The sequence below is a fragment of the Gallibacterium genomosp. 1 genome (genome assembly GCF_001678575.1).
GTDB lineage: Bacteria > Pseudomonadota > Gammaproteobacteria > Enterobacterales > Pasteurellaceae > Gallibacterium.
This window is the reverse complement of the sequence record NZ_JTJP01000003.1, coordinates 1-23439: the sequence shown is the minus strand read 5'-3', so window position 1 is coordinate 23439 and position 23439 is coordinate 1. Positions and strand designations below refer to the sequence as shown.

The window sequence follows — 23439 nt, the reverse complement described above, 5'->3', positions numbered from 1 at the left end:
GCAGTCCAACTTTTCGGGGGCAGATCATTAATATAGGCGGCATTTTTATTTCTGACAGTGTTGGATAGAAGTAAACAATAATAGAAACGGCGTAGAAAATTATTCTTCTACTGTAACGGAAGTGATTACCACATCTTCTGTCGGCACATCTTGATGGAAACCTTTATTACCGGTTTTTACCGCCTTGATTTTATCGACTACATCCATTCCTTCAACCACTTCACCGAACACAGCATAGCCCCAATCTTGTACGACTTCACGTCCGAACATCTGTTTTGCTCGGTAATCTAAGAAAGTGTTATCAGCAACGTTGATAAAGAATTGTGCAGAAGCAGAATGCGGATCGGAAGTGCGTGCCATTGCGATAGTACCACGCTTATTACTAAGCCCATTATTGGCTTCATTGCGAATCGGTGCTTTGGTCGCTTTCTCTTTCATTCCGGTTTCCATTCCACCACCTTGAATCATAAAACCGTTGATTACACGGTGAAAAATGGTGTTGTTGTAGAAGCCTTCTTTGCAGTAATTTAAGAAGTTTTCTGCGGTAATCGGTGCTTTTTCAAAATTTAATGCAATTTTAATATCGCCAAAATTGGTGTGTAGTATTATCATTAGCTATTCCTTTAAATAATGTGAAAAATCGCATTATTATTCCACAAAATGTAAAAGTGGTCTATTTTTGCAAAAAACACGATATCAGCGTGGTGAGAAAGAGATCAGATTAAAGAGTAAAAAAGTAAGGTCATCAATATGTTAAAGATTTTTAATACATTAAAACGAGAAAAAGAGATTTTTACCCCTATTCATCCTAATCAGGTAGGAATGTATGTGTGCGGTGTAACTGTCTATGATCTTTGTCATATTGGACACGGGCGTACTTTTGTTAGCTTTGATGTTATCGCTCGTTATTTACGTTATTTAGGTTACCACTTGACTTATGTGCGTAATATCACTGATGTGGACGATAAAATTATCAAACGTGCGCTAGAAAATCACGAAACCTGTGAGCATTTGGTTGATCGGATGGTAACAGAAATGTATAAAGATTTTGAGGCTTTGAATATCCAACGTCCTGATTTTGAGCCACGAGCTACACATCATATTCCAGAAATTATTGCACTGGTGCAAAGATTGATCGATAACGGGCACGCCTATGTAGCTCAAAATGGTGATGTGATGTTTGATGTCGATTCATTCCCAGAATACGGTAAATTATCCCGTCAAGATTTATCTCAATTGCAGGCAGGCGCACGCGTTGAGATCAATGATATCAAGAAAAATCCGATGGATTTCGTATTATGGAAAATGTCAAAAGAGAATGAACCGAGCTGGCAATCGCCGTGGGGGGCAGGTCGTCCCGGTTGGCATATTGAATGTTCGGCAATGAACTGCAAACAGCTTGGTGAACATTTTGATATTCACGGTGGCGGTTCAGATTTGATGTTTCCTCACCACGAAAATGAAATTGCTCAGTCGTGCTGTGCGCACGGAGGTGCTTATGTTAATTATTGGCTGCATTCTGGAATGATTATGGTTGATAAAGAGAAAATGTCGAAATCGTTAGGCAATTTCTTTACTATCCGTGACGTGTTACAACATTATGATGCGGAAAGCGTGCGTTATTTCTTGTTAACGGCACATTATCGCAGCCAATTAAATTACAGCGAAGAGAATTTAAAATTGGCACATTCAGCATTGGAACGTTTATACACCGCCTTACGAGGCACTGATGCCAATGCTACTGCTGCCGGTGGTGAACAGTTTATCGAAGCCTTTAAAGCCGCAATGGACGATGATTTTAATACGCCAGGTGCGTTGTCGGTTCTATTTGATATGGCACGTGAATTAAACAAATTAAAAGCAGAACAGAATCCACAAACGGATGCTTTTGCTGCACGTTTAAGAGAGTTGGCAGGGGTATTGGGCTTGTTATATCAAGATCCGGAAACTTTCTTACAAGCCGGTATGGATGATGATGAAACTAAAATAATTGAAACATTAATTGCACAACGTAATCAAGCTAGAGCCAATAAAGACTGGGCTGCTGCTGATGCCGCACGTGATAAGCTAGCTGCTATGGGCGTGGTGATTGAGGATGGTGCAAACGGTACGACTTGGCGTAAGGGGTAAAGATTTTATTTGGCTTTAAGTTCTGCCTTTTGTGTGATGCTTGAATTTGTCGCAATGTTCCATAGGTTAAAAATAAGACCGCTTGATAGGCTATTTGAAGAGAAATACAAGAGAAAGAGATAAAACGACAAAAAATAAACCCACCTTTGACAGAATGTCTAAAAAGGTGGGCTTGTCAGTGGGTTGGGGGCTTTTAGGCAATTCCAAACAAAAGAGCAATTAAACAACAACTATCGACGAATCGAACGTAAGAATGCATTTGTTCTCGGATTGGTGCTGTATTCAAAAAGCTGCTCTGGTGTGCCTTGTTCAATAATTTTACCGTCACCCATCAAAATCACCTGATCCGCCACTTCTCGAGCAAATTGAATTTCGTGTGTCACAATCACCATTGTCCAGCCTTCAGAGGCTAAAGATTTCATCAATGCCAACATTCCCTGCACCAATTCGGGGTCAAGGGCAGAAGTCGGTTCATCGAATAACACTAATTGTGGCTCAATCGCTAATGCACGAGCAATACCGATACGCTGTTGTTGACCACCGGATAACTGGAATGGATAAAAATTAGCTTTATCAGCCAATTCCACGCGTTCCAATAAATGGCGTGCTTTCTGCTCCGCTTCAGCTTTAGGCATTTTCTGCACTACAATCAACCCTTCAGTGATATTTTCCAGTGCAGTTTTGTGCGGAAACAGGTTGTAATTCTGGAAAACCATCCCGCTTTTTTTGCGTAATGCCTGAATTTTTTCTTTAGTTAACGGCTGTGAAAAATCAATCGACAATGAGCCGTCATCAAATGTCAGTGTGCCAGCATCCGGCGTTTCCAAAACATTTAAACAACGCAATAGCGTGGTTTTGCCTGAACCGGAAGCACCGAGCAACACAATCACTTCACCTTTATTAATGCGTATATCGATCCCTTTTAACACTTCGTGATCACCGAAGGATTTATGTAAATTATTGATTGATAACATAATTACCTCGCTACATAACGTTCAAAATGTTTTTCAAGACGTTGTTGTGCATAGCCGAGAATGGCACAGGCAATCCAATAAATTAATGCTGCTTCGCAATAAACCAACAAAAATTCATAGGTGCGTGAAGAGATCACATTTGCCTGACGCATCATTTCCGGCACTAACACTACGCTGGCAAGTGAGGTTTCTTTTAATAAACCGATAAAGCTATTAGAAAGCGGTGGTACAGCTACTCGTAATGCTTGAGGAGCGATGATACGAAAAAAGTTTTGCCAATAACTCATTCCAATAGTATAACCGGCTTCCCATTGCCCTTTCGGTACGGATAAAATCGCCGCTCGCACCGTTTCGGATGCATAAGCCCCAGTGTTTAATGAAAAGGCAATAATTGCTGTCGGGAGCGGATCGAGTGTGATGCCTACATTCGGTAGTGCATAGAAAATAATAAATAGCTGTGCTAATAACGGTGTGCCACGAATTGCTGAAATGTAAAAACTGGAAAGTGCATAAGCGATTTTATGTAGAAAATGTTTGCGAGGTGTAACTCGAAGCAATGCAATCGCTAACGCAATCATCATTCCGACAATAAATGAAATAATGGTTAATGGAATGGTGTAAAGAGTCATCCCTTGCAACATTGGGAAGAATGCATCAATCGCAATGGTTGCTTTATTATCATCCATCCACGGCAGATTACTCAAAATTAAGTGAAAAATTGCGGAAATGGATTCCGTAATCGAACTACTCACTAATATCTACTCCATAAAATTATTGGGAAATGGATTAATTTACCTTTCTTTTGCCTTTCTGTTAAGGTTTTATTTAAAAATTTTGTTTGGATATTGCTATTTCTGCAATATGGGTGTTAGTTTTTAGAAATTTTTACAAAAAAGACAATGTTATCATAGGTTATGATAGTTTCGTGGAGGATGTTTCTGTGGACTTGTATTCATTGATCGATTTTTACTGTAGCAATATTCAGACTTTATTTTTAGTTTCATAAAAAGGGCGATTTTATTTTTGCTCGTGCAAGAAAAAATGCCCTAATTAATCATTTGCCGTTCTTCATTTTATACCGTAGAAAATGGAGAATCTTTTAAACTTATTAGTAGCTTGAAATCAAGCTTCATTCTAATGCCAATACGGCAAAACTTGCCAGCCAGTGAGCACCACTGTAATGGCTGCCGACAACGTGCTGTAAACTTGCGTTCAGGTGATCCATAATTGCTTTTTGTAAAACAGGTTGCAAAGTATGATCTACCGGTAATGAACGAGCTATATCTTTAAAACACCAAGCACGGCTTAAATTTAAACCGTCTAAATGAGCAATTTTCGGATCAGTACGATCACTTACTTCCGCCGGATGTAGTAAACGTTGAAGTTGCGTATTTGGTAAAAAACGATCAAACCATTGAGTAAAATTGGTTATTATCTTACTCATCAATAATGCTTCAGTTAATGCGCCGGAAAGATAGTCATCTCCCGCAGGTTCATATTGTGCCGGATAATTACTATCATCCAAGTAAAAACGTTTACAAGCATTTAATATTGATTGTTCCAATTCTTGATCCTTGAGGGCTTTAGCGTAATCCAACGCCAATACAAGTGCGAATGCAGTATTAAAATGCGTTCCAACACGAATCGGATAGCTTAATTTGTTGAGATACTCAATTAGACGATTACGCAGATCTTGAGTCAATGGTTGTAATGTTTGATACCACGTTTGGGCTTCCTCTAAGGTGGATTGTTTTAGTTCCTGTGCCAATGCTAACAACCAGCTGTAACCATAAGGGCGTTCAAAAGAAGCACGAAAAGGTGCTTGGAAATAAGCAAGTTCCTGTGCTAAATTTTCCTTAGTAAAGTGTTCAGTAAAGAGTTGAATAATGTCATTTTTGCACGCCAGTTCCGGATAGATTTTTAAGCAGCGTAATAATAACCAATAACCGTGTACTGCGGAGTGCCAGTCAAAACAACCATAAAAAATAGGGTGTAGTTGACGGGGAGATAAAATATCTTTCTCACTGTTTAATAAATGCATAATATGATTTGGATATTCTTGCCTTAAAAAGGTGAGTGGCATATTAGCAAACTCAAATGCCTGTTGTCGTGTTAACTTCATAATATCTCCTTAGAAAACAATAAAATACATTAATAAAATATTGGCAATTAAGATACTGACAGCGGATGGAATCTGCACTTTAATCACTTGGTATTTGTCTTGTAATTCCAGTAATGCTGCTGGCACAATGTTAAAGTTCGCTGCCATTGGCGTCATTAAAGTGCCACAATAACCAGCATACATTCCGATTGCAAACAGCGGTGCAGGATCGGCTTGATGAGTTAAGACTAAAAACGGTAATGCAATGCCGGCACTTAATACAGGGAAAGCAGCAAATGCGTTACCCATTACCATTGTAAATAACGCCATACCAACACAGTAAGTTAAAACCAGCAAAAAACGGTTATTGGGGTCGATAAATAAGCTAACCACTTTTTGAACAGAATCACCGGTATTTGCTGCCACAAATACACCTCCTAGCATTGCCAACATTTGCGGTAAAATAGCAGCCCAACCAATGGTATCCACTAAGCGACGTGATTGACGAATTGCGTGTAACGGCGTACCACCGGTTAATTTCCAACCTACTAAAATCGCTGTAATACAGGCGATACAAAGCGAAGCTAAAGTTAGGTATTTTTGATCTAATAAAAAAATACCGCCAACAGAAATACCTTTTAATCCGACTGTGCCGATAACTGTGACAATAGGAATTAATAATGCAGGTAAAAACAACCAATTCCCCAGTTTTATAGCGGATTGTTCACGCTGTTGATCGTTCGACATCGGATAATGCCCTTTACCTACTAAACCACAACCAGCAAGCAGAGCAATAATAATCACTTCTATACCAACAATACGATAGGTGATTGATTTACCAAACAAATCAATCATTAAATCTGTAAAGAGAAATGTGCTGCCAAATAAAAACCAGAACAGTGCAGTCGTGAATCGTTTCGGATTAGCTTTATCACTTAATGTCATCACGACTAAAATCATTACTACAAAACCAATCAGATAGTAAACACCATTAATTGAAAGTAAGGTTGTCATTATTTTATACCTCTTTTTTCCTGTTGCGCTTGCCACGCTATGACATCTCGATGAATAGCAGCATCTAAACGAACAAGGCGGAACATATGAATGATTAATGCTGCAATAGCGGTTGGAATTGCCCAAAGTCCGATATGTAATGGTTCAATATTGGTAATACCGTTTTCTTTCAAAAATGCATCAATCAGCAATACTGCCCCGAAAGCAATAAAAATATCTTCTCCAAAGAAAACGGCAATATTGTCGCAAGCGGCAGAGTGTGCTTTGATCTTGTCACGGATATGTTGTGGTAAATCACCATATTTATTCAGTGCAGCACCTTCTGCCATTGGTGCAAGCAGGGGGCGTACGGTTTGAGCGTGTCCACCTAAAGACATTAATCCTAATGCTGCTGTTCCTTCTCGTACCACAAAATAGAGCATTAGAATACGTGCCGAAGTGGCGCTGGCTATTTTCGCAACCCAAGCCTGCGCACGTTCTTTTAAACCATAATATTCAAGCAAACCTATTACAGGTAAAATCAAAATAAAAGTAGCTAATGAACGGCTATTGATAAATTTCTCACCAAAAGTTTCAAGCAACATTCCAAAATCCATTCCAACCATTAAACCGGTCGCTATGCCAGCAATAACAACAACCAGTAATGGATTGAAGCGGAGGGCAAACCCTATTACAACAATAGGGATGCCGATAAGAGGGAGCAAAGTTGCACTATCCATAAGTGTAATCCTCCTAAAAAATGAAAATACGATGTGTTTATCAGATAGTTTGTTGATTTAATCATCAACATTCAAACACTATATCGGAGGGGTAATAATGTGTAAATAAGGTTACATAATTGTTTTTGTGATCTGTGTTGGAATTTTTCATTTAGAGTTTCGTTTTCTGAATAAGATTCCCTATAAGGTCTAAAGTAAAGTTTTAATAGAAGCTACACTACCTTAATTACAAAAGCAAAAGAGAGTTCACCATCCGCCGGTAGGCAATATTCCGGATGTACTTCCGCACCCCAGCTGTCATCACCACCAACCCCCATCTGTTGGGCGGCAATTGTAACCACAGTATAATGTATTGGCGGTAATTCATAATGGTGTTGTGCCTGTTCCAATTCAAAAGCAGTATAAGGCAAGAAATTGCAAGATAACGGTTTATCTATAGCTTCGATTTTAAAACCGCCTGTTGATTGACGACACTCCACCCAACGTACACCGGTTCGGTTTCCGCATTCTTGTGGAATAGTATAAAAGGTGTAGTTATCTTGAACGTTGTTTTCAAAAATTTTCAATTTTGCGCCGCTACAACGATCCTGATAATTTTCTGCTTCACCCATCGCATACCAACGTAAATGCTGATAATCCGCATCAACGCGAAAACTTAATGCAAAAATCGGTAAATTCGGCAAGTTTGCTTCTCCAAAATAATGACAATGCACTTTTATTTCACCGTTACATTGAATGTTATATGTTACCGTTACTTTAAGTTGTTGATAAATAGGATAAATATAATCAAAGCTGACACTAACACTGCCGTCTTGATGCTGTTGCCAATCCATTTTATGACAGCGTCCGCATAGGCTTGCCATTAACCAGTAACCGGCTTTAAAACGTCTGTTTGTGCCACGGTCATTGTCGGTAGTTGCGCGCCAGAATAATGGCATCGGTGCCGTTTTGATTAGTTCGTTATCGCCAAATTTTAATGAAATTAGGCTGCCTTCCTGTCGTGAAAACAGTGCAGAGAAGTGATCGCCAAATACGCCGACATTAATATCGCCCACGACCATTTTTAGCGGTGGTAATGCCGTTATTTGTGATTCTTGGGTTTTATTAGCGGTTTGCGCAACAATAAACTGTCCGAAGCCCAATTCGCTGTCTGCCGCTGCCCACAAGGTTTTCTGTTTTAAATGCACGCTGACTGCTACGCAATATTCACCATTCTCAAGCCAATTATATTCATCCCAATGCAGTGGCACTAGCCGTTCCGTTTGTGCCGGAATAAGCGTATCAAAGCGGTAACTTTGTTTAATTTCGCCATCAAGACGCAACGTTGCCACAAAGTAGTAATCTTGCGTATCGATAAAAAGATTTTCGTTTTTAATCAATACCTTATCTTTTTGTGGGTAGAGTTTGATATTTTGGTAGAGGAATTTCACTTCCTGCATTTTCGGCGATAAGCGGCGATCGGCGAAGATCAAACCGTTACAGCAGAAATTACGATCTGTTGGTCGGTCGTCAAAATCACCGCCATAGGCTAAATAATCATTACCGTAACGATCCTTACTTAATAAAGCTTGATCGATAAAATCCCAAATAAAACCTCCTTGATATTTTTCATATTTTTCTAATGCTATATATTTATGCAAATTACCATTAGAATTCCCCATTGCGTGACTAAATTCACAACTGATATATGGTTTTTGTGGATTTTGTTGCAAATATTGTTCAATTTCGTGAGGCTTGGCATACATTCGGCTTTCTATATCGCTAATTTGATCGAATTCACGACAATGGAAAACGCCTTCATAATGCACTAACCGTTGCGGATCTTTTTGCCGAAAATAATTGGCAACATTAAGCAATACTTCCCCCGCATAAGATTCATTACCACACGACCAAATTAAGATAGACGGGTGATTTTTATCACGTTCATACATTGATTTTGCTCGATCCAACACGCACGCATTCCAACGTAAATCATTACCCGGAATATTCCACGATGGTTCAACGTTACCCATTTTTTGCCACGATCCGTGCGTTTCAAGATTAGTTTCATCGATCAGATAAATACCGTATTGATCGCACAATTGATACCAGCGACTTTGATTAGGATAGTGTGATGTTCTGACAGCATTGATATTGTGTTGTTTCAAAATTTGAATATCTGCCAACATATCTTGTTCGTTGATCGCACGTCCGCGCTGGTGGTGAAATTCGTGGCGATTGACGCCTTTGAACATAATGCGTTTTCCATTTAAGCACATCACGCCGTTTTTCATTTCAAAACGGCGTAAACCGACCGGCTGCGGGATCACTTCAATCAATTTATGATGTCGGTCGAAAATTTGGATATAAAGCTGATAAAGATAGGGCGATTCGGCACTCCATAAATGTGGATTAGCGATAAGCAAGGATGCGTTGAAGGTTGTTGTTGTCAACTGTTGTTCAGTGGTGGCAAGGGAGATACCCTCTTGATCGCACAACATTATTTGTACTGTTTTTGCATTTTCACTGTGTGTTGAAAATTGCCCGTTAATCAGAATTTCCGCTGTTTGTAGGTTTTCAGAAAGGTGTTGTTTAATCTCCAAATCATAGAGATGAATTTTCGGAATAGTGTAAAGATAAACATCACGAAAAATACCGGAGAAACGCCAAAAGTCCTGATCTTCCAACCAACTACCAGTGCTACGTTGGTATACCGCCACTGCTAATTTATTTTCGCCGGATTGTAAATAAGGGGTTAATTCAAATTCCGCTGGGGTAAAGGAATCTTCGCTGTAACCAACAAAATGACCATTGAGCCAAAGATAAAATGCTGTTTCAACGCCTTGAAAAGAGATAAAAACTGGTTGTGATTGCCACGCTGATGGTATAGAAAAATAAGTGACATAACAGCCGACACCGTTTTCATTTTGAGGAATTACTGGTGGACGAATATCTTCTTTGCCATCCCAAGGATACATTGTATTTACATAATGTGGTTGTGCAAACCCTTGTAATTGAATATGTCCTGGCACACGAATTGTTGACCAGCTATGATTATCAACATTCGCTTGATAGAATCCTTTTGGTTGCAACTGGGGATTTTTCGCATAATGAAAATACCATTCACCGTTTAGCGAATAACGCATCGACATTGTGGCATTGCATTGAGCCTGTTTCAATGTTGAATAATAGCAGTGATCGGAATGTGCATTTAAACGATTAACGGCAAAAACGGACGGATCGGATAACCAATCCAAGTTTGGTTGCAACAACATATTTTCTCCTTTTTAATGTTTTAAAGGCAGAACGACAAAAATTATTTTTTAAAAGCAGTTATCTTCCTTTTTTCTATTGCTTTTCGCAATTAAGTTTGATCAAATTTGCTAACGAATTTGCAAAAAAATTGTTCTGTTTAAAGTTTCAGCAAATTAAGATGAAAAAAAAGACACTTTTTCTGCGATAAATACGATTTAACTCTTCACTAATTGAATAAAAGTGCGTATGATAAGCGACCGTTTCAGCCCTCAAAGCTGGCGATTTTGTCATCATTCAGATTTATCATAACGAGAAAACAGAAGTAGTACAGTGATAGGTAATTAAGCGTGCAGATTGGTCAATTCAGTTTGAAAAATCCGGTTATCTTAGCACCTATGGCTGGGATTACTGATCTCCCGTTTCGACGGATTTGTTCCCAATATGGGGCAGCATTAACATTCTCAGAGATGATGTCAACCAATCCGGATGTATGGCATACTGAAAAATCCAAATTACGTTTAGCTCATCATCCGCAAATCGGAATTAACGCCGTGCAGATTGCTGGTAGTGATCCGGATGAGATGGCTCAAGCAGCGCAAGTAAACGTTGGTTATGGTGCTGAGATTATTGATATTAATATGGGTTGCCCAGCTAAAAAAGTAAATCGAAAATTAGCCGGTTCAGCACTGTTACAATATCCTGATCTGGTTGCCAAGATTTTAAATGCAGTGGTTAAGGCGGTTGATGTTCCGGTCACGTTAAAAATAAGAACAGGCTGGGATCAACAACATAAAAACTGCCTTTTAATCGCTAAAATCGCAGAAGATGCTGGTGTTCAAGCTCTTTCGATTCACGGAAGGACAAGAGCCTGCCTGTTTAATGGTGAGGCAGAATACGAAAGTATTAAAGCGGTGAAAAAAGCAGTATCAATCCCAGTCATTGCCAATGGCGATATTGATTCTGCACAGAAAGCGAAATATGTCTTGGATTATACCGAAGCCGATGCAGTTATGCTGGGACGTGGTGCATTGGGGAATCCGTGGATTTTTCGAGAAATTACTGAATTATTAGAAACGAGAAAAGTTTCGCAACAAGTGCCGTTTTCTGAGAAAAAAACCATTATTTTGCAACATATTGCCGCTTTGCATCAATTTTATGGTACGGAAAAAGGTTATCGTATTGCACGTAAACACGTAGCCTGGTATTTGGATCGAATTTCTCCTGTTTCTGATTTTAAGCGATCTTTTAACGCCCTAACCAATCCGAGCGATCAGTTAACGGCGTTGGAAGAATTTTTGTGTTCAATCCGACCTATGTCGTGATCATAATAAAGTATATAAAAGGGAAAAAATGTTAGAACAACGTAGCAATGCTGATGCATTAACCGTTTCAACGTTAAATGCTCAGGCACAAGTAACAAATAAACCATTACGTGACTCTGTAAAACAAGCATTAAAAAATTATTTGGCGCAATTAAATGGTCAAGACGTTAATGATCTCTATGAACTCGTATTAGCGGAAGTTGAGCATCCAATGTTGGATATGGTTATGCAATATACTCGTGGTAACCAAACTCGTGCAGCAACAATGTTAGGAATTAACCGCGGTACATTACGTAAAAAATTAAAAAAATACGGTATGGGTTGATCCTGAACTGAATTTCAGATGACGAAAAAATTGCCCCTAGCTGCAAAGTTAGGAGCAATTTTCTTTTGTTTAATGATGTAATCATTCAATCGCTAAACGATCTTTATTCTTTTCAAAAATAGCCGAACCGATACCTTTTACTTCGGTAATCTGTTCCACTGAAACAAACGGCCCGTGCTGTTCACGATACTCGATAATCGCCTGTGCCTTTTTCGCACCAATACCGACCAGTCCTTTTTGTAGCTGTTCAGCAGTGGCATTATTTAAATTCACTTTATCATTCTGCGTTGCCTGTTGGAGTTGTGCCGTTTCAGCTGCCGGTAGTGGATTGGAGCTTTCCGCCACGGCAACCGAACCGGACAACAGTGCTAGTGAACTGAAAATTAACGCTAATAAATGTTTTAATTTCATAAGTTACCTCATAAATTTTCAACTATAGGTGCCATTTGATCTGGCAATGCTATTTTCTATAAGGCAAACCTATTCAGCGATTTTCTTGTTGAAAAAATGGGAAGCTGATCGCAAAAAAGAAAAAAACGCCCAATACTCACAATATTGGGCGGATAAAAAAAGATTACTGAAATTTATTTTTTACACTGATTTTCTAAGAATTTAACTGCTAAATCAGGGAAATCGGTGAATAATCCAGTCGCACCAGCTTTATTGAACAATGCATCATACATTTCATTCACATTGGTCATATATTTTGGTAAAGCATCTTTTCGCACGGTATAAGGGTGTAATTCTAATTTTTGTACAGCAATTTCTTTTACCATTGGAGTGTACTTGATATTACCTAATGATGATTTTTCATCATCAACCAACATATACCAGCCCGGACCAACACCATCGGCATATTTCGCGATTTCCTCCATTGCACCCGGTTTGAACATCCAGTCATAGCTGTAATTTACCCATTTACCTTGAGCATTCTTCTCTTCGGTTTCGTGCCAATCACTATAAGCAATTAATTGTACCAGTTTTAAATCCATTCCTAACTTCGGCTCCAATTCAGTTTTAATGCGTTTTAGCTCATTAAAATCGAAGGTTTGCAAATAAACGAGATCGTTTTTGTTGGTATAGCCATATTTTTTCAATACTTTTAAGGTAGCCAATGCAATATCTTTACCTTCTTGATGATGCAACCAAGGCGCTTTAATTTCAGGATAAATACCAATTTTCTTACCGGTTGATTTTTCTAAACCTTGAATAAATTCAAGTTCTTCTTCAAAAGTGTGGATTTTGAAATTAGATTTCCACATTGGAAAACGATCAGGATAAACTTGAACTTGTTTACCATTTTCGGTTTTGAAGTTTTCGGTCATATTAAGTGTTTTAATTTCAGCCAAGGTGAAATCCATTACATAATATTTTCCGTCCTTACGATGACGATTCGGGAATTTCTTCGCTACATCGGTCAAACCATCTAAGAAGTGATCGTGAATTACTATCAGATGGTTATCTTTTGTCATCACTAAGTCTTGTTCCAGATAATCAGCATTCTGTCCAAATGCCAATGCCTTAGATTCCAAAGTATGTTCTGGTAAATAACCACTTGCTCCACGATGAGCAATTACCAGTTTTTTATCGCAAGATACTGTTTGTGTTGCTGATTGTGCTGCACAACCTGCTAATAAACCAACGCCCATTAATGCCACTACAACATGTTTCAGTTTCATAGTTTTCCCCTTTACTTATTGTTGAAAATATTTCCCTTTAAAACGGAATAATTAATGAATAGACTTTATCAGTTACGATTATCAAATTTAGAGGTAAAAAAGGCGACACCCCCAAGTTATCGCCTTTTAAATTTAGAATTAGTTACCGTAACGATCTTCTCTGGCAATTTTTGCTTTATGTTTGCCTTCTTCCATCATAGTAACAAGCATTAATAAACAGGCTATAACAGAACCGCCAATCATAATATAGAAGCCGCCGTCCCAACCATATTTATCTGCTGCCCAACCAATAACTGCACTTGCTGCAACTGTACCGCCTAAGTAACCGAATAAACCGGTGAAACCAGCAGATGTACCAGCTGCTTTTTTCGGTGCCAATTCAAGTGCGTGTAAACCGATTAACATTACCGGCCCGTAGATTAAGAAGCCAATAATAGTCATCATAATGAAGTCGGTTAATTGATATGGGTTTTTATACCAAGGTAATGTTGAGTAATATGCTATTTGGTCTGCTGGAGTTGCTGGATTTAACCAGAAGACAACAACCGCAATAGTTACCATCACCATAAATACGAAACCAGTTAAACCACGTTTACCTTTGAACACTTTATCTGATACCCAACCACAAAGTAATGTACCTGGAATGGCGGCAAATTCATAAATTGCATAAGCGGATGCAGTTGCTTTGATATCAAAGTGTTTCACTTCACCTAAATAAACCGGTGACCATTTCAACACACCATAACGGATTAAGTAAACGAATACGTTAGCAATCGCGATGTACCATAACAAACGATTTTTCAACACATAATTTAAAAGGATCTCTTTTGTGCTTAAAGTTTGTTCTGATTTTTTCGCATCGTAGTTTTCAGGATAATCATTTTTATACACTTCAATTGGTGGCAAACCGCAAGATTGAGGAGTATCTTTCATTACAAAATAGATGATAACAGCTGCTACCATTGCTGCAATACCTGGATAGTAAAGCGCTTGTTGCCAAACGTGACCGAAAGTTACTTTCGCTACTTCAGGGTGGTTAGCTGCATAAATCATACTTGCCAGACCAACTAATACAGCTGGCACCATACCTCCAAGGTTATGTGCGGTATTCCAAATAGATACGATAGTTCCGCGTTCTTTTTGTGACCACCAGTGCACCATTGTTTTACCGCAAGGTGGCCAACCCATTCCTTGGAACCAACCATTGAGGAATAAAAGGATAAACATAATGAGGATGCCTGAGGTTGCCCAAGGTACTAATCCCATTAATGTCATACACAAACCGGATAACATTAAACCAAACGGTAAAAATGCTTTCGGATTTGCACGGTCAGAAACAGTAGCCATAAAGAATTTTGATAAACCATAAGCTAATCCCGGTGCAATACCAATAACACCTAATTCCGTTTTGGTATACATACCAGCTTCAATTAACCCTTTCTGTGCTAAGTCAAAATTACTGCGCACAAAATAATAAGCGGCATAACCAAAGAAAATTCCCATAAAGACTTGCCAACGTAAACGTCTATACGTTGGATCGATTTTATCCTCTGGTAACAGAGGTTTTTCCGGTAAAGGTTTTAAAAAACCAAGCATACGTCCTCCTATTTTTGTTATAAAAATTAAGTAATGCAAACAACTTTAAGGTTTATAAGGATACCACCAAACGAAAATAATGTTATCTGGCAAATTTATTATTTGTGAGCGTTATCACAAATTATTTGATATTTTTTCTTTCCTTTATGATTTTTTGGTTTAAAAAAGCCAAATAAATGAGCAAAAAAGAATTTTAAACAGCTATTGAAATGAAAAAGTGATATTTTTGCGATAACCTGAAAATTGACAGACTCCACCAAAAGGACAGGAATTGACGATACAGTGAGGTAAACCGCCATTTTTAGGCGGTTTGTTTAATTGAAAGGAGATTAAAAACTTTTTAATGTGAATACTTTAATTAAATCTTAGTTGCCAGCTGTTTCAAATAAGTTTTGAATTCCGCACCTAATTTAGGATGATGCAAACTATATTCGACAAACGCTTGCATATAACCGAGTTTATCACCGCAATCGAATGTTCTACCTTTCATTGTAAAGGCTTCTACGGTTTCCTGTTTAATCAACATATCAATTGCATCAGTTAATTGGATTTCATCACCGACACCAATTGGCGTTCTGGCAAGTAGATCCCAAATTGCTGCGGAGAAAACATAACGTCCGACTACTGCATAATTGGAAGGAGCTTTATCCACGCTTGGTTTTTCCACAATATTTTTAATCACGGCACTTTCTTGTTGGCTGAGATCTTCATTGCCACAGTCAACAATACCATAGCTGGAAACATCTTCTTTTGCTACCGGAGCCACCATAATTTGGCTAGCGTGAGTTTGTTCAAAACGTTTAATCATTGCCGCTAAGTTTTCTGTTTTTTGATCGGCGGTGAATTCAGCCAAAATCACATCTGGCAATACAACGGCAAAAGCTTCGTTTCCTACTAATGCTTTACCGCAAAGTACTGCGTGTCCTAAGCCTTTAGCATAACCTTGACGCACGTGCATAATGGTGACATCTTTCGGGCAGATAGAACGCACTTCTTCCAATAATTGACGTTTTACTCGTTTTTCCAACATTGTTTCCAGTTCAAATGAGGTATCGAAGTGGTTTTCTATCGCATTTTTTGAAGAGTGAGTAACTAAAATAATTTCTTTAATGCCGGCAGCAACGCATTCGCTGACGATATATTGAATTAACGGCTTGTCCGCAATCGTCAACATCTCTTTTGGAATTGCCTTGGTTGCCGGCAACATTCTCGTACCTAACCCTGCAACAGGAATAATCGCTTTCATTAAAAATTTCCTTTTGTTGTTTTATATATACAAATAACCGCACAATTGTGCGGTTATTTAACGTTATCTTTAAATTATTATTGACGTAATAAAGCTAAAATTTCAGCTGTTTTTTCTTCCATTAAAGCCTTATCACCGCGTGTTTCCAAATTCAAACGCACAACCGGTTCGGTATTGGAAGAACGCAAATTAAAACGCCAGTTAGGATATTCGATACTGATACCATCCAATTCGCTGACATCAACCGCATTTGGTGCATACGCCTCTTTTACTCGTTCAATCGCTACTTTCGCATCCGCTAATTTGCTGTTGATCTCACCCGGAGAAGGGAAAGTTTCTACGCTTTGTCCAACCAATTCTCCTAAGGTTTTACCGGTAGTGCAAAGCAATTCAGTTACCAATAACCACGGAATCATTCCGCTATCACAATAGAAGAAATCACGGAAGTAGTGGTGCGCACTCATCTCACCGCCATAAACAGCATCAACACTACGCATTTTTTCTTTGATAAATGAGTGTCCGGATTTGGACATTATTGCTTCACCACCGTGTTCTTTCACGATCTTTTCTGTGTTCCAGATCAAACGAGGATCATAGATGATTTTTGCACCCGGTGTTTTTTGTAGGAATGCTTGAGCTAATAGACCGACAATATAATAACCCTCAATAAAATTACCGTGTTCATCAAATAGGAAGCAACGGTCGAAGTCACCGTCAAAGGCAATTCCCATATCTGCTTTATTTTTTAATACTGCATCAATGGTATCCTGACGATTTTCGTGAAGTAAAGGATTAGGAATGCCATTAGGGAAAGTTCCATCTGGATTATTGTGAACTTTCACAAACTCAACCGGCACATTTTTTTGTTTAAATACAGCTTCGATTTTATCCACAATAGGGCCAGCAGCACCATTACCGGAATTAATCACCAATTTAAGTGGTTTTAATTTGCTTAAATCGATATAGGAAAGCAAATGAGCAACATAATCATCCACTACGGAAATTTGTTTATATTGACCTCTAGTGGTGACTTCAGGGAAATTGTTTTCTTCAGCAAGACGTTGAATATCTTTTAAACCGGTGTCACCGCTGATTGGACGTGAGCCCTCACGTACTAATTTTAAGCCGTTATAATCCATTGGATTATGGCTTGCAGTGACCTCAATTCCACCATCTGTTTTTAAAAATGAAGTAGCAAAATAGATCTCTTCAGTTCCGGTTTGACCGAGATCGATAACATCGACACCGGAATCCAGTAACCCGTTTGTTACTGCACTTTTCAGTTCTTTACTGGTTAAACGTACATCGCCACCAACAACGATACTTTTCGGCTTTAAAAATTGCCCAAAAGCACGACCAATTCGATAAGCTATATCCGCATTAAGCTCATCTCCTAAGCGTCCACGAATATCATAAGCTTTAAAACAGGTTATTTTATCCATTTTTTACCTCATTTTTCAGTTGCCAAAATTACTCTTCTTGTTGTGCTTTATCCTGTGTTTCTTTTACCTTGTGGTAAATTTCTTCACGATAAATCGCAACATCCTTCGGTGCATCTACGCCAATTTTGACTTGGTTTCCTCGTATTTCAAGAACACTGATAGCAATATCATCACCGATCAATAATTTCTCATCCACTTTCCGAGTTAGAATTAACATAATTCACTCCTTTTCCTGTATTTTTCCATTAGAAATTTATCAATCTTGTTACTTCAGATAGGTTCATTTCACGAGGTCATCCACCTCCTTTCGGAGGTGATTTTTTATAGCTTATCCGCTAACAATTGCTGAGCTAAAGCTAAAGCTTCGTTCAATTTTGCTGGCTCATTACCGCCGGCCATCGCCATATCTGGTCTGCCACCCCCTTTTCCACCGACAAGTTGTGCTAGTTGATTTACTAATTCGCCAGCTTTTACTTTACCGGTTAAGTCTTGGGTAACGCCAACAATAAGATTGACTTTTTCATCTTGTGTTGCACCAAAAACAATCACCGCCGAACCAAGTTGGTTTTTCAAATCATCGACCATTATTCTCAATGATTTAGGATCAACACCGCTCACTGATTCTATTACTACTTTAACACCATTTATAGTTTGTGCTTTTTGTGCTAGATCAGAAACTGCTTGAACAGCCGATTTTTCTTTTAATTGTTGCAACTCTTTTTCCAGTTTTTTCGCTCTGTCTTGTAATTGTTGAATTTTTTCAACAATAGACGGCAGATCAGATTTTAACAACTCCGCACTTTGTGTTAGTAAGGATTGTTGCGCCAACACCACATTAAACGCTTCTTCACCGGTTACCGCTTCAATACGGCGTGTACCGGCAGAAATGGCACTTTCGGAAACAATTTTGAATAAACCGATGTCGCCGGTACGTTTAACGTGGATACCACCGCAAAGTTCGATCGAGAAATCGCCCATTGTAATCACACGGACGCGCTCACCATATTTCTCACCGAATAACGCCATTGCACCTTTGGCTTTTGCCGCTTCAATATCCATCTCTTCCACGCTGACAACGTGATTGGCACGGATTTGTGCATTAACAATACGCTCAATTTCAGCAATTTGTGCTTTGCTGATCGCTTCCGGTTGTGAGAAGTCAAAACGCAACAGTTTATCGGAAACCAATGAACCTTTTTGTGCTACGTGCGTTCCCAACACTTGGCGCAATGCGGCGTGTAATAAGTGAGTTGCGGAGTGGTTTAATGAAGTTGCCTGACGGCGTTCTGCGTCAACAACGGCGTGTAGCGTTTGTCCTACTTTAATTTCGCCTTTTTTCAATTCACCGATATGGCCGAATACTTGACCATATTTTTGCGTATCATTGACCGTGAAGAGCACATCAGCACTTTCTAAAATACCGCTATCGCCAATTTGCCCACCTGATTCCGCATAGAATGGAGTATTTTCAAGCACAATCACTGCACTTTGTCCAGCTTGAACCTGATTAACTTCTTTTCCATCAACAAAGATTGCGCTCACTTTGGCTAAACTTTCTGCTGCGTGATACCCTTCAAAGGCAGTAGTGCCATCAACACGGATTAAATTATTGTAATCCATACCAAATTGGCTTGCTGCTTGTGCGCGTTCACGTTGCGCTTCCATTTCACGATTGAAGCCTTCTTCATCAATAGAAATATTACGTTCGCGACAAACATCGGCGGTTAAATCCAATGGGAAACCGTAAGTATCATAAAGTTTGAACGCCACTTCACCGGAAAGCACATCGCCTTTCAACGCTGCCAATTCCGAATCTAATAGTGCCAAACCACGTTCCAATGTTCTTGCAAACTGTTCTTCTTCCAAACGTAATAATTTTTCAATATGCGCTTGTTTTTCTTTGATAATTTCACCGGCTTGCGCCATAACTTCGATCAATGTCGGCACTAATTTATAGAAGAAAGTTTCCTTCGCTCCCAATAAATGACCGTGACGCACTGCGCGGCGAATAATACGGCGCAACACATAACCGCGTCCTTCATTGGAAGGGTAAACGCCGTCAGCGATCAAATAAGCGCAAGAACGAATATGGTCGGCAATCACGCGCAATGATTTATTGGCAAGATCTTTTTCGCCGGTAATTTCTGCCACCTTAGCGATTAAGGTTTTGAAAATATCAATATCATAGTTGGAGTTAACGTGTTGCAATACGGCACTGATACGTTCCAAGCCCATTCCGGTATCAACAGACGGTTTCGGCAATTTTTCCATTGTGCCGTCCGCTAAACGGTTGTACTGCATAAAGACGATATTCCAGATTTCGATATAGCGGTCGCTGTCTTCTTCAGCAGAACCCGGAGGGCCACCCCAAATGTGATCACCGTGATCGTAGAAAATTTCGGTACAAGGACCGCAAGGACCGGTGTCGCCCATCTGCCAGAAGTTATCAGAAGCATAAGGTGCGCCTTTGTTATCTCCAATTCTGACAATACGATCTGCCGGCACACCAATTTGTTGATGCCAAATGTTATACGCCTCTTCATCGGTTTCATACACGGTGACCCATAATTTTTCTTTCGGTAAGCCCAACCATTGCGGTGAAGTTAAAAATTCCCACGCAAAATGAATGGCGTCATTTTTGAAGTAATCGCCGAAGCTGAAGTTCCCCAACATTTCAAAGAAAGTGTGGTGGCGAGCGGTATAACCGACATTTTCCAAGTCGTTATGTTTTCCGCCGGCACGCACGCAACGTTGTGCGGTAGTGGCACGATGATAAGATCGTTTATCAATGCCCAAGAAAACATCTTTGAATTGATTCATCCCTGCATTTGTGAAAAGCAAGGTAGGATCGTTTTCTGGCACTAATGAACTGCTGGCAACAATTTGATGCCCTTTACTATGAAAGAAATCTAAATAAGATTGTCTAATTTCTGCCGTTGTTTTCATAAAAATCCTATTCTTTTTTTTCAGAAGTCTTATTCTTCTATTTTCATTATTATTCCGTACTCCGCCGAGATAAATAGCGCGAAATGAGTTCCGGAAAAATTGTCTTCCTCGCCAAAAAATATCACCGCAACGGTGTTATTTTTATTGGAAAAAGACGGATAAATAAACCTGCTTATTTTTGCACATTTTTATCGTTTGTTGAACGAGCAATAACGCTTTTCCGCTAAATTTTCTTGTTCGCTCCGCAATTTATCCATTATCGACAGATTGTTGCATTACGTTTTTAATTTCCGCTTTGCCAACGCAGTGTTAATTGATGCTCTAAACCTAATGAATCAAGAATTTTACCGGTTTGTTGACGAATCAATTCATCGACCGATTGCGGTGGATGATAAAACGCCGGAATAGGCGGAATAATATGCGCCCCCAATTTTGCTAATTTGGTCAAATTTTCTAAATGAATAACGCTTAACGGTGATTCACGTGGCACAATAATTAATTTACGTTGTTCTTTCAAAGTCACATCTGCGGCTCGACCAATCAAACTATCGTGAAAACCACAAGCGATGCTTGCAACGGTTTTCATACTTGCTGGCACAATAACCATAGCATCAATTAAATAAGAGCCGGAAGCAATAGTTGATGTCATATCTCGATTGGAATAGTGATAATCCATAAGCTGATATAGTTCCGATAATTGCATTTTGCTTTCTATACGCAAATTCTCTTTTGCCCAATGGCTCACCACGCCGTGAATCTCTATCGGCTGTCCTATTGTTCGTAAAGATTGCAGTAAATCTATGGCATAAACAATGCCCGATGCTCCAGATATTGCCACAATAATTTTTTCCATCCGTTTCTCCATTCAAACAATATAACCATATTATTTTGCTTATTATTGATTCTACCCAATTAAAATGGTGTTTTTATCTTCACTACAATAATGAAATAACCAACTAACTGGATAGTTAGTTGGTTATTTTCGACTCAAGATAACAGAATACAACTAGAATTGATAGCCTACACCGGCTCCAACCATTGTATTTCCTGAAGTATTATGGCTAGCATTTAATTTCAAAATAATCTTACCATTATCTGAAATACGAGATGCACCTAATGCTACTGCAGACTCTCCACGGTAATGGCTTGCGCCAGCAGCAACCATACTTTTACCTGGTAAATAGGCTTGCGGTAAACTTGCCATTGCACCAGCAGAAGCAACACCACCATATGCACCTTTCGCCACATTATTAATACGGTTATGTAAAGCTGCACCAACCTGATTCAACTGACTAACATTGACAGCATCGGTTGCTTCCACACCCGGCGCAACATTGGTAATTCTGTTACCGCCATTATTCAATCCTTGAGAAGTTAATGACACGTTACTTCCATTACCGCCACTAATATGCACGCCATCGCCTGTAATATTAGTGGTATTGCCATTATTGTCCACAAACTCTGCACTTTCTAAGCCTTTCAGTTTCTTAGACAATTTCACATTTAAAGTCTTAGTGGAGCTATCTGCGATCACGCCGATATTATTATCAGTTAAATCAGCACTATTTGCGCCACCTTTAATAGCAACGGTTTCACCTAATTTGGTACTAGATGAGCCGGCATCACCATTAAATGTTAGCGGTTTTTCTGTTGCCTCTTTAAGCTGTTTTACATTAACAGCGTCTGTGTCTTGAACCCCTTCAGCCACATTTTGCAATGTGCTTGGATTCGTAGTTGATTTACCATCTTTATTTACCAAACTTAAGCGGATATCTTGTGGTAAAATTTCAACCGTTTCATCATTTTTCTTAACGAATTTATTTCCTTTTCTGATAACACGGTTACCGTTTTTATCTGTATAGACAACTGGTGCATAAGCATTGAGTTCATTAATCTCATCACCAATATTTTGCTTAATTTCCTGTTTAAGCTTGTTTAGCTGACTCACATTAACCGCATCGGTATCCTCTGTTCCATCAGCAACGTTGGTAATTTTATTACCGCCGTTGTTCAAGCCTTCGGAGGTTAATGATATATCAGCGTTGCCATCACCGTTTTTATCAATATAAATACCATCACCTTTCATTTTCGTGGTATTACCTTTTTGATCTGTAAATTCAGCACTATTTAAATCGGTTAAATCTTTGGCTATTTCTACTACCATTATTTTTTCTGAACCGTTTTTACTGGTTTTCACATCAATATAGGTATTTTTATCCGTCGTAGCTTTTTCAGGCTTATTCATATCAATACCATTTTCTAGCTTATTGGCTATACCGCCTTTAAGCGTGATGGTTTCGCCAAGGCTCTTACGGACTTCACCGTTATTACCAGTAAGCCCAAAGCCACCGCCTTCACCACTATCGGTTAGCCCTTGAACGACATCACGTAAATCTTTCACATTCACAGCGTTATTAAGAATATCTCCTGATGCATTTTTCAAAGTAACAGGGTTACCTTGTCGATCAAGCAATCCACTTTTTACATTGATAATTTGGTGATGACCATTATCTAAGCCCTTATTTGTTAAAGATACACTATTGCCATCTTTATCGGTTGTAACAATGGTAATGCCATCACTGGTGACAGTAGTAATCTTACCATCAGCGGTAGTGGCTAAGCCGCTTCCATTAATTTGCGTAGTATTTCCCTTATCGTCTGTTGTTGTAACAGAGTGTAAATCAGTTAAATCTTTCGCCAATTTAATGGTT

General features: G+C 39.0%; 19 protein-coding genes. 3 read left to right on the top strand and 16 right to left on the bottom strand.

Annotation, left to right across the window (positions count from 1 at the left end; genetic code table 11):
- Positions 1 to 99 precede the first annotated feature (99 nt).
- Positions 100 to 612, bottom strand: a complete 513-nt coding sequence (locus QV04_RS00670) for a peptidylprolyl isomerase (RefSeq protein ID WP_013746381.1) — start codon at positions 610 to 612, stop codon at positions 100 to 102.
- Positions 613 to 750: 138 nt separating this feature from the next.
- On the opposite strand from QV04_RS00670, the gene cysS reads away from it, so the two are divergent.
- Positions 751 to 2130: a cysteine--tRNA ligase gene (gene cysS / locus QV04_RS00665; RefSeq protein ID WP_065233095.1), complete on the top strand. Its 1380-nt coding sequence runs from the start codon at positions 751 to 753 to the stop codon at positions 2128 to 2130.
- Positions 2131 to 2360: 230 nt separating this feature from the next.
- On the opposite strand, the gene QV04_RS00660 is transcribed toward cysS, so the two are convergent.
- From QV04_RS00660 to QV04_RS00635, 6 genes are all read right to left on the bottom strand, one after another.
- A complete protein-coding gene (locus QV04_RS00660; protein ID WP_065233094.1) occupies positions 2361 to 3104 on the bottom strand; it encodes an amino acid ABC transporter ATP-binding protein in 744 nt (247 codons plus the stop codon).
- Positions 3105 to 3106: 2 nt separating this feature from the next.
- Entirely contained in the window at positions 3107 to 3823 is a 717-nt protein-coding gene (locus tag QV04_RS00655) for an amino acid ABC transporter permease (RefSeq protein ID WP_197494772.1), read from the bottom strand.
- A gap of 410 nt (positions 3824 to 4233) precedes the next feature.
- Positions 4234 to 5226: a DUF2891 domain-containing protein gene (locus QV04_RS00650; RefSeq protein ID WP_065230871.1), complete on the bottom strand. Its 993-nt coding sequence runs from the start codon at positions 5224 to 5226 to the stop codon at positions 4234 to 4236.
- Positions 5227 to 5235: 9 nt separating this feature from the next.
- Positions 5236 to 6219: a DUF979 domain-containing protein gene (locus QV04_RS00645; protein WP_021462390.1), complete on the bottom strand. Its 984-nt coding sequence runs from the start codon at positions 6217 to 6219 to the stop codon at positions 5236 to 5238.
- Entirely contained in the window at positions 6219 to 6938 is a 720-nt protein-coding gene (locus QV04_RS00640; protein WP_039162542.1) for a DUF969 domain-containing protein, read from the bottom strand. The genes QV04_RS00645 and QV04_RS00640 overlap by 1 nt, the downstream gene beginning before the upstream one ends.
- 212 nt (positions 6939 to 7150) lie before the next feature.
- On the bottom strand, positions 7151 to 10192 hold the full coding sequence (locus QV04_RS00635) for a glycoside hydrolase family 2 TIM barrel-domain containing protein (protein ID WP_065233093.1): 3042 nt from the start codon (positions 10190 to 10192) through the stop codon (positions 7151 to 7153).
- Between the two features lie 327 nt (positions 10193 to 10519).
- On the opposite strand from QV04_RS00635, the gene dusB reads away from it, so the two are divergent.
- Together dusB and fis are read left to right on the top strand one after the other, a co-directional pair.
- Entirely contained in the window at positions 10520 to 11494 is a 975-nt protein-coding gene (dusB, locus tag QV04_RS00630) for a tRNA dihydrouridine synthase DusB (protein ID WP_039133227.1), read from the top strand.
- Between the two features lie 28 nt (positions 11495 to 11522).
- Positions 11523 to 11819: a DNA-binding transcriptional regulator Fis gene (gene fis / locus QV04_RS00625; RefSeq protein WP_013746362.1), complete on the top strand. Its 297-nt coding sequence runs from the start codon at positions 11523 to 11525 to the stop codon at positions 11817 to 11819.
- A gap of 81 nt (positions 11820 to 11900) precedes the next feature.
- Here the strand turns inward: fis and QV04_RS00620 are convergent, their stop codons facing one another.
- The 9 genes from QV04_RS00620 to QV04_RS00580 form a co-directional block, all read right to left on the bottom strand.
- Positions 11901 to 12230: a ComEA family DNA-binding protein gene (locus QV04_RS00620; protein ID WP_065233092.1), complete on the bottom strand. Its 330-nt coding sequence runs from the start codon at positions 12228 to 12230 to the stop codon at positions 11901 to 11903.
- Between the two features lie 173 nt (positions 12231 to 12403).
- On the bottom strand, positions 12404 to 13498 hold the full coding sequence (gene glpQ, locus QV04_RS00615; RefSeq protein ID WP_039171171.1) for a glycerophosphodiester phosphodiesterase: 1095 nt from the start codon (positions 13496 to 13498) through the stop codon (positions 12404 to 12406).
- 138 nt (positions 13499 to 13636) lie between these two features.
- Positions 13637 to 15094 carry a glycerol-3-phosphate transporter gene (glpT, locus tag QV04_RS00610; RefSeq protein ID WP_039086543.1) on the bottom strand — a complete coding sequence of 486 codons (1458 nt, stop codon included), beginning with the start codon at positions 15092 to 15094 and terminating at the stop codon, positions 13637 to 13639.
- A 358-nt stretch (positions 15095 to 15452) separates the two neighbouring features.
- On the bottom strand, positions 15453 to 16340 hold the full coding sequence (gene galU, locus QV04_RS00605) for a UTP--glucose-1-phosphate uridylyltransferase GalU (RefSeq protein ID WP_065233091.1): 888 nt from the start codon (positions 16338 to 16340) through the stop codon (positions 15453 to 15455).
- A gap of 77 nt (positions 16341 to 16417) precedes the next feature.
- Positions 16418 to 17782, bottom strand: coding sequence for a phosphomannomutase/phosphoglucomutase (locus QV04_RS00600; RefSeq protein WP_039089588.1), 1365 nt, complete (start codon positions 17780 to 17782; stop codon positions 16418 to 16420).
- 28 nt (positions 17783 to 17810) lie between these two features.
- Complete coding sequence (gene csrA / locus QV04_RS00595; protein WP_021462397.1) at positions 17811 to 17999, bottom strand: carbon storage regulator CsrA; 189 nt, start codon at positions 17997 to 17999, stop codon at positions 17811 to 17813.
- Between the two features lie 104 nt (positions 18000 to 18103).
- Positions 18104 to 20728 carry an alanine--tRNA ligase gene (gene alaS / locus QV04_RS00590; protein WP_065233090.1) on the bottom strand — a complete coding sequence of 875 codons (2625 nt, stop codon included), beginning with the start codon at positions 20726 to 20728 and terminating at the stop codon, positions 18104 to 18106.
- Between the two features lie 283 nt (positions 20729 to 21011).
- Entirely contained in the window at positions 21012 to 21581 is a 570-nt protein-coding gene (locus QV04_RS00585; RefSeq protein ID WP_065233089.1) for a UbiX family flavin prenyltransferase, read from the bottom strand.
- 153 nt (positions 21582 to 21734) lie between these two features.
- On the bottom strand, positions 21735 to 23439 hold a 1705-nt coding region (locus QV04_RS00580), incomplete at its 5' end, for a YadA family autotransporter adhesin (RefSeq protein WP_197494771.1).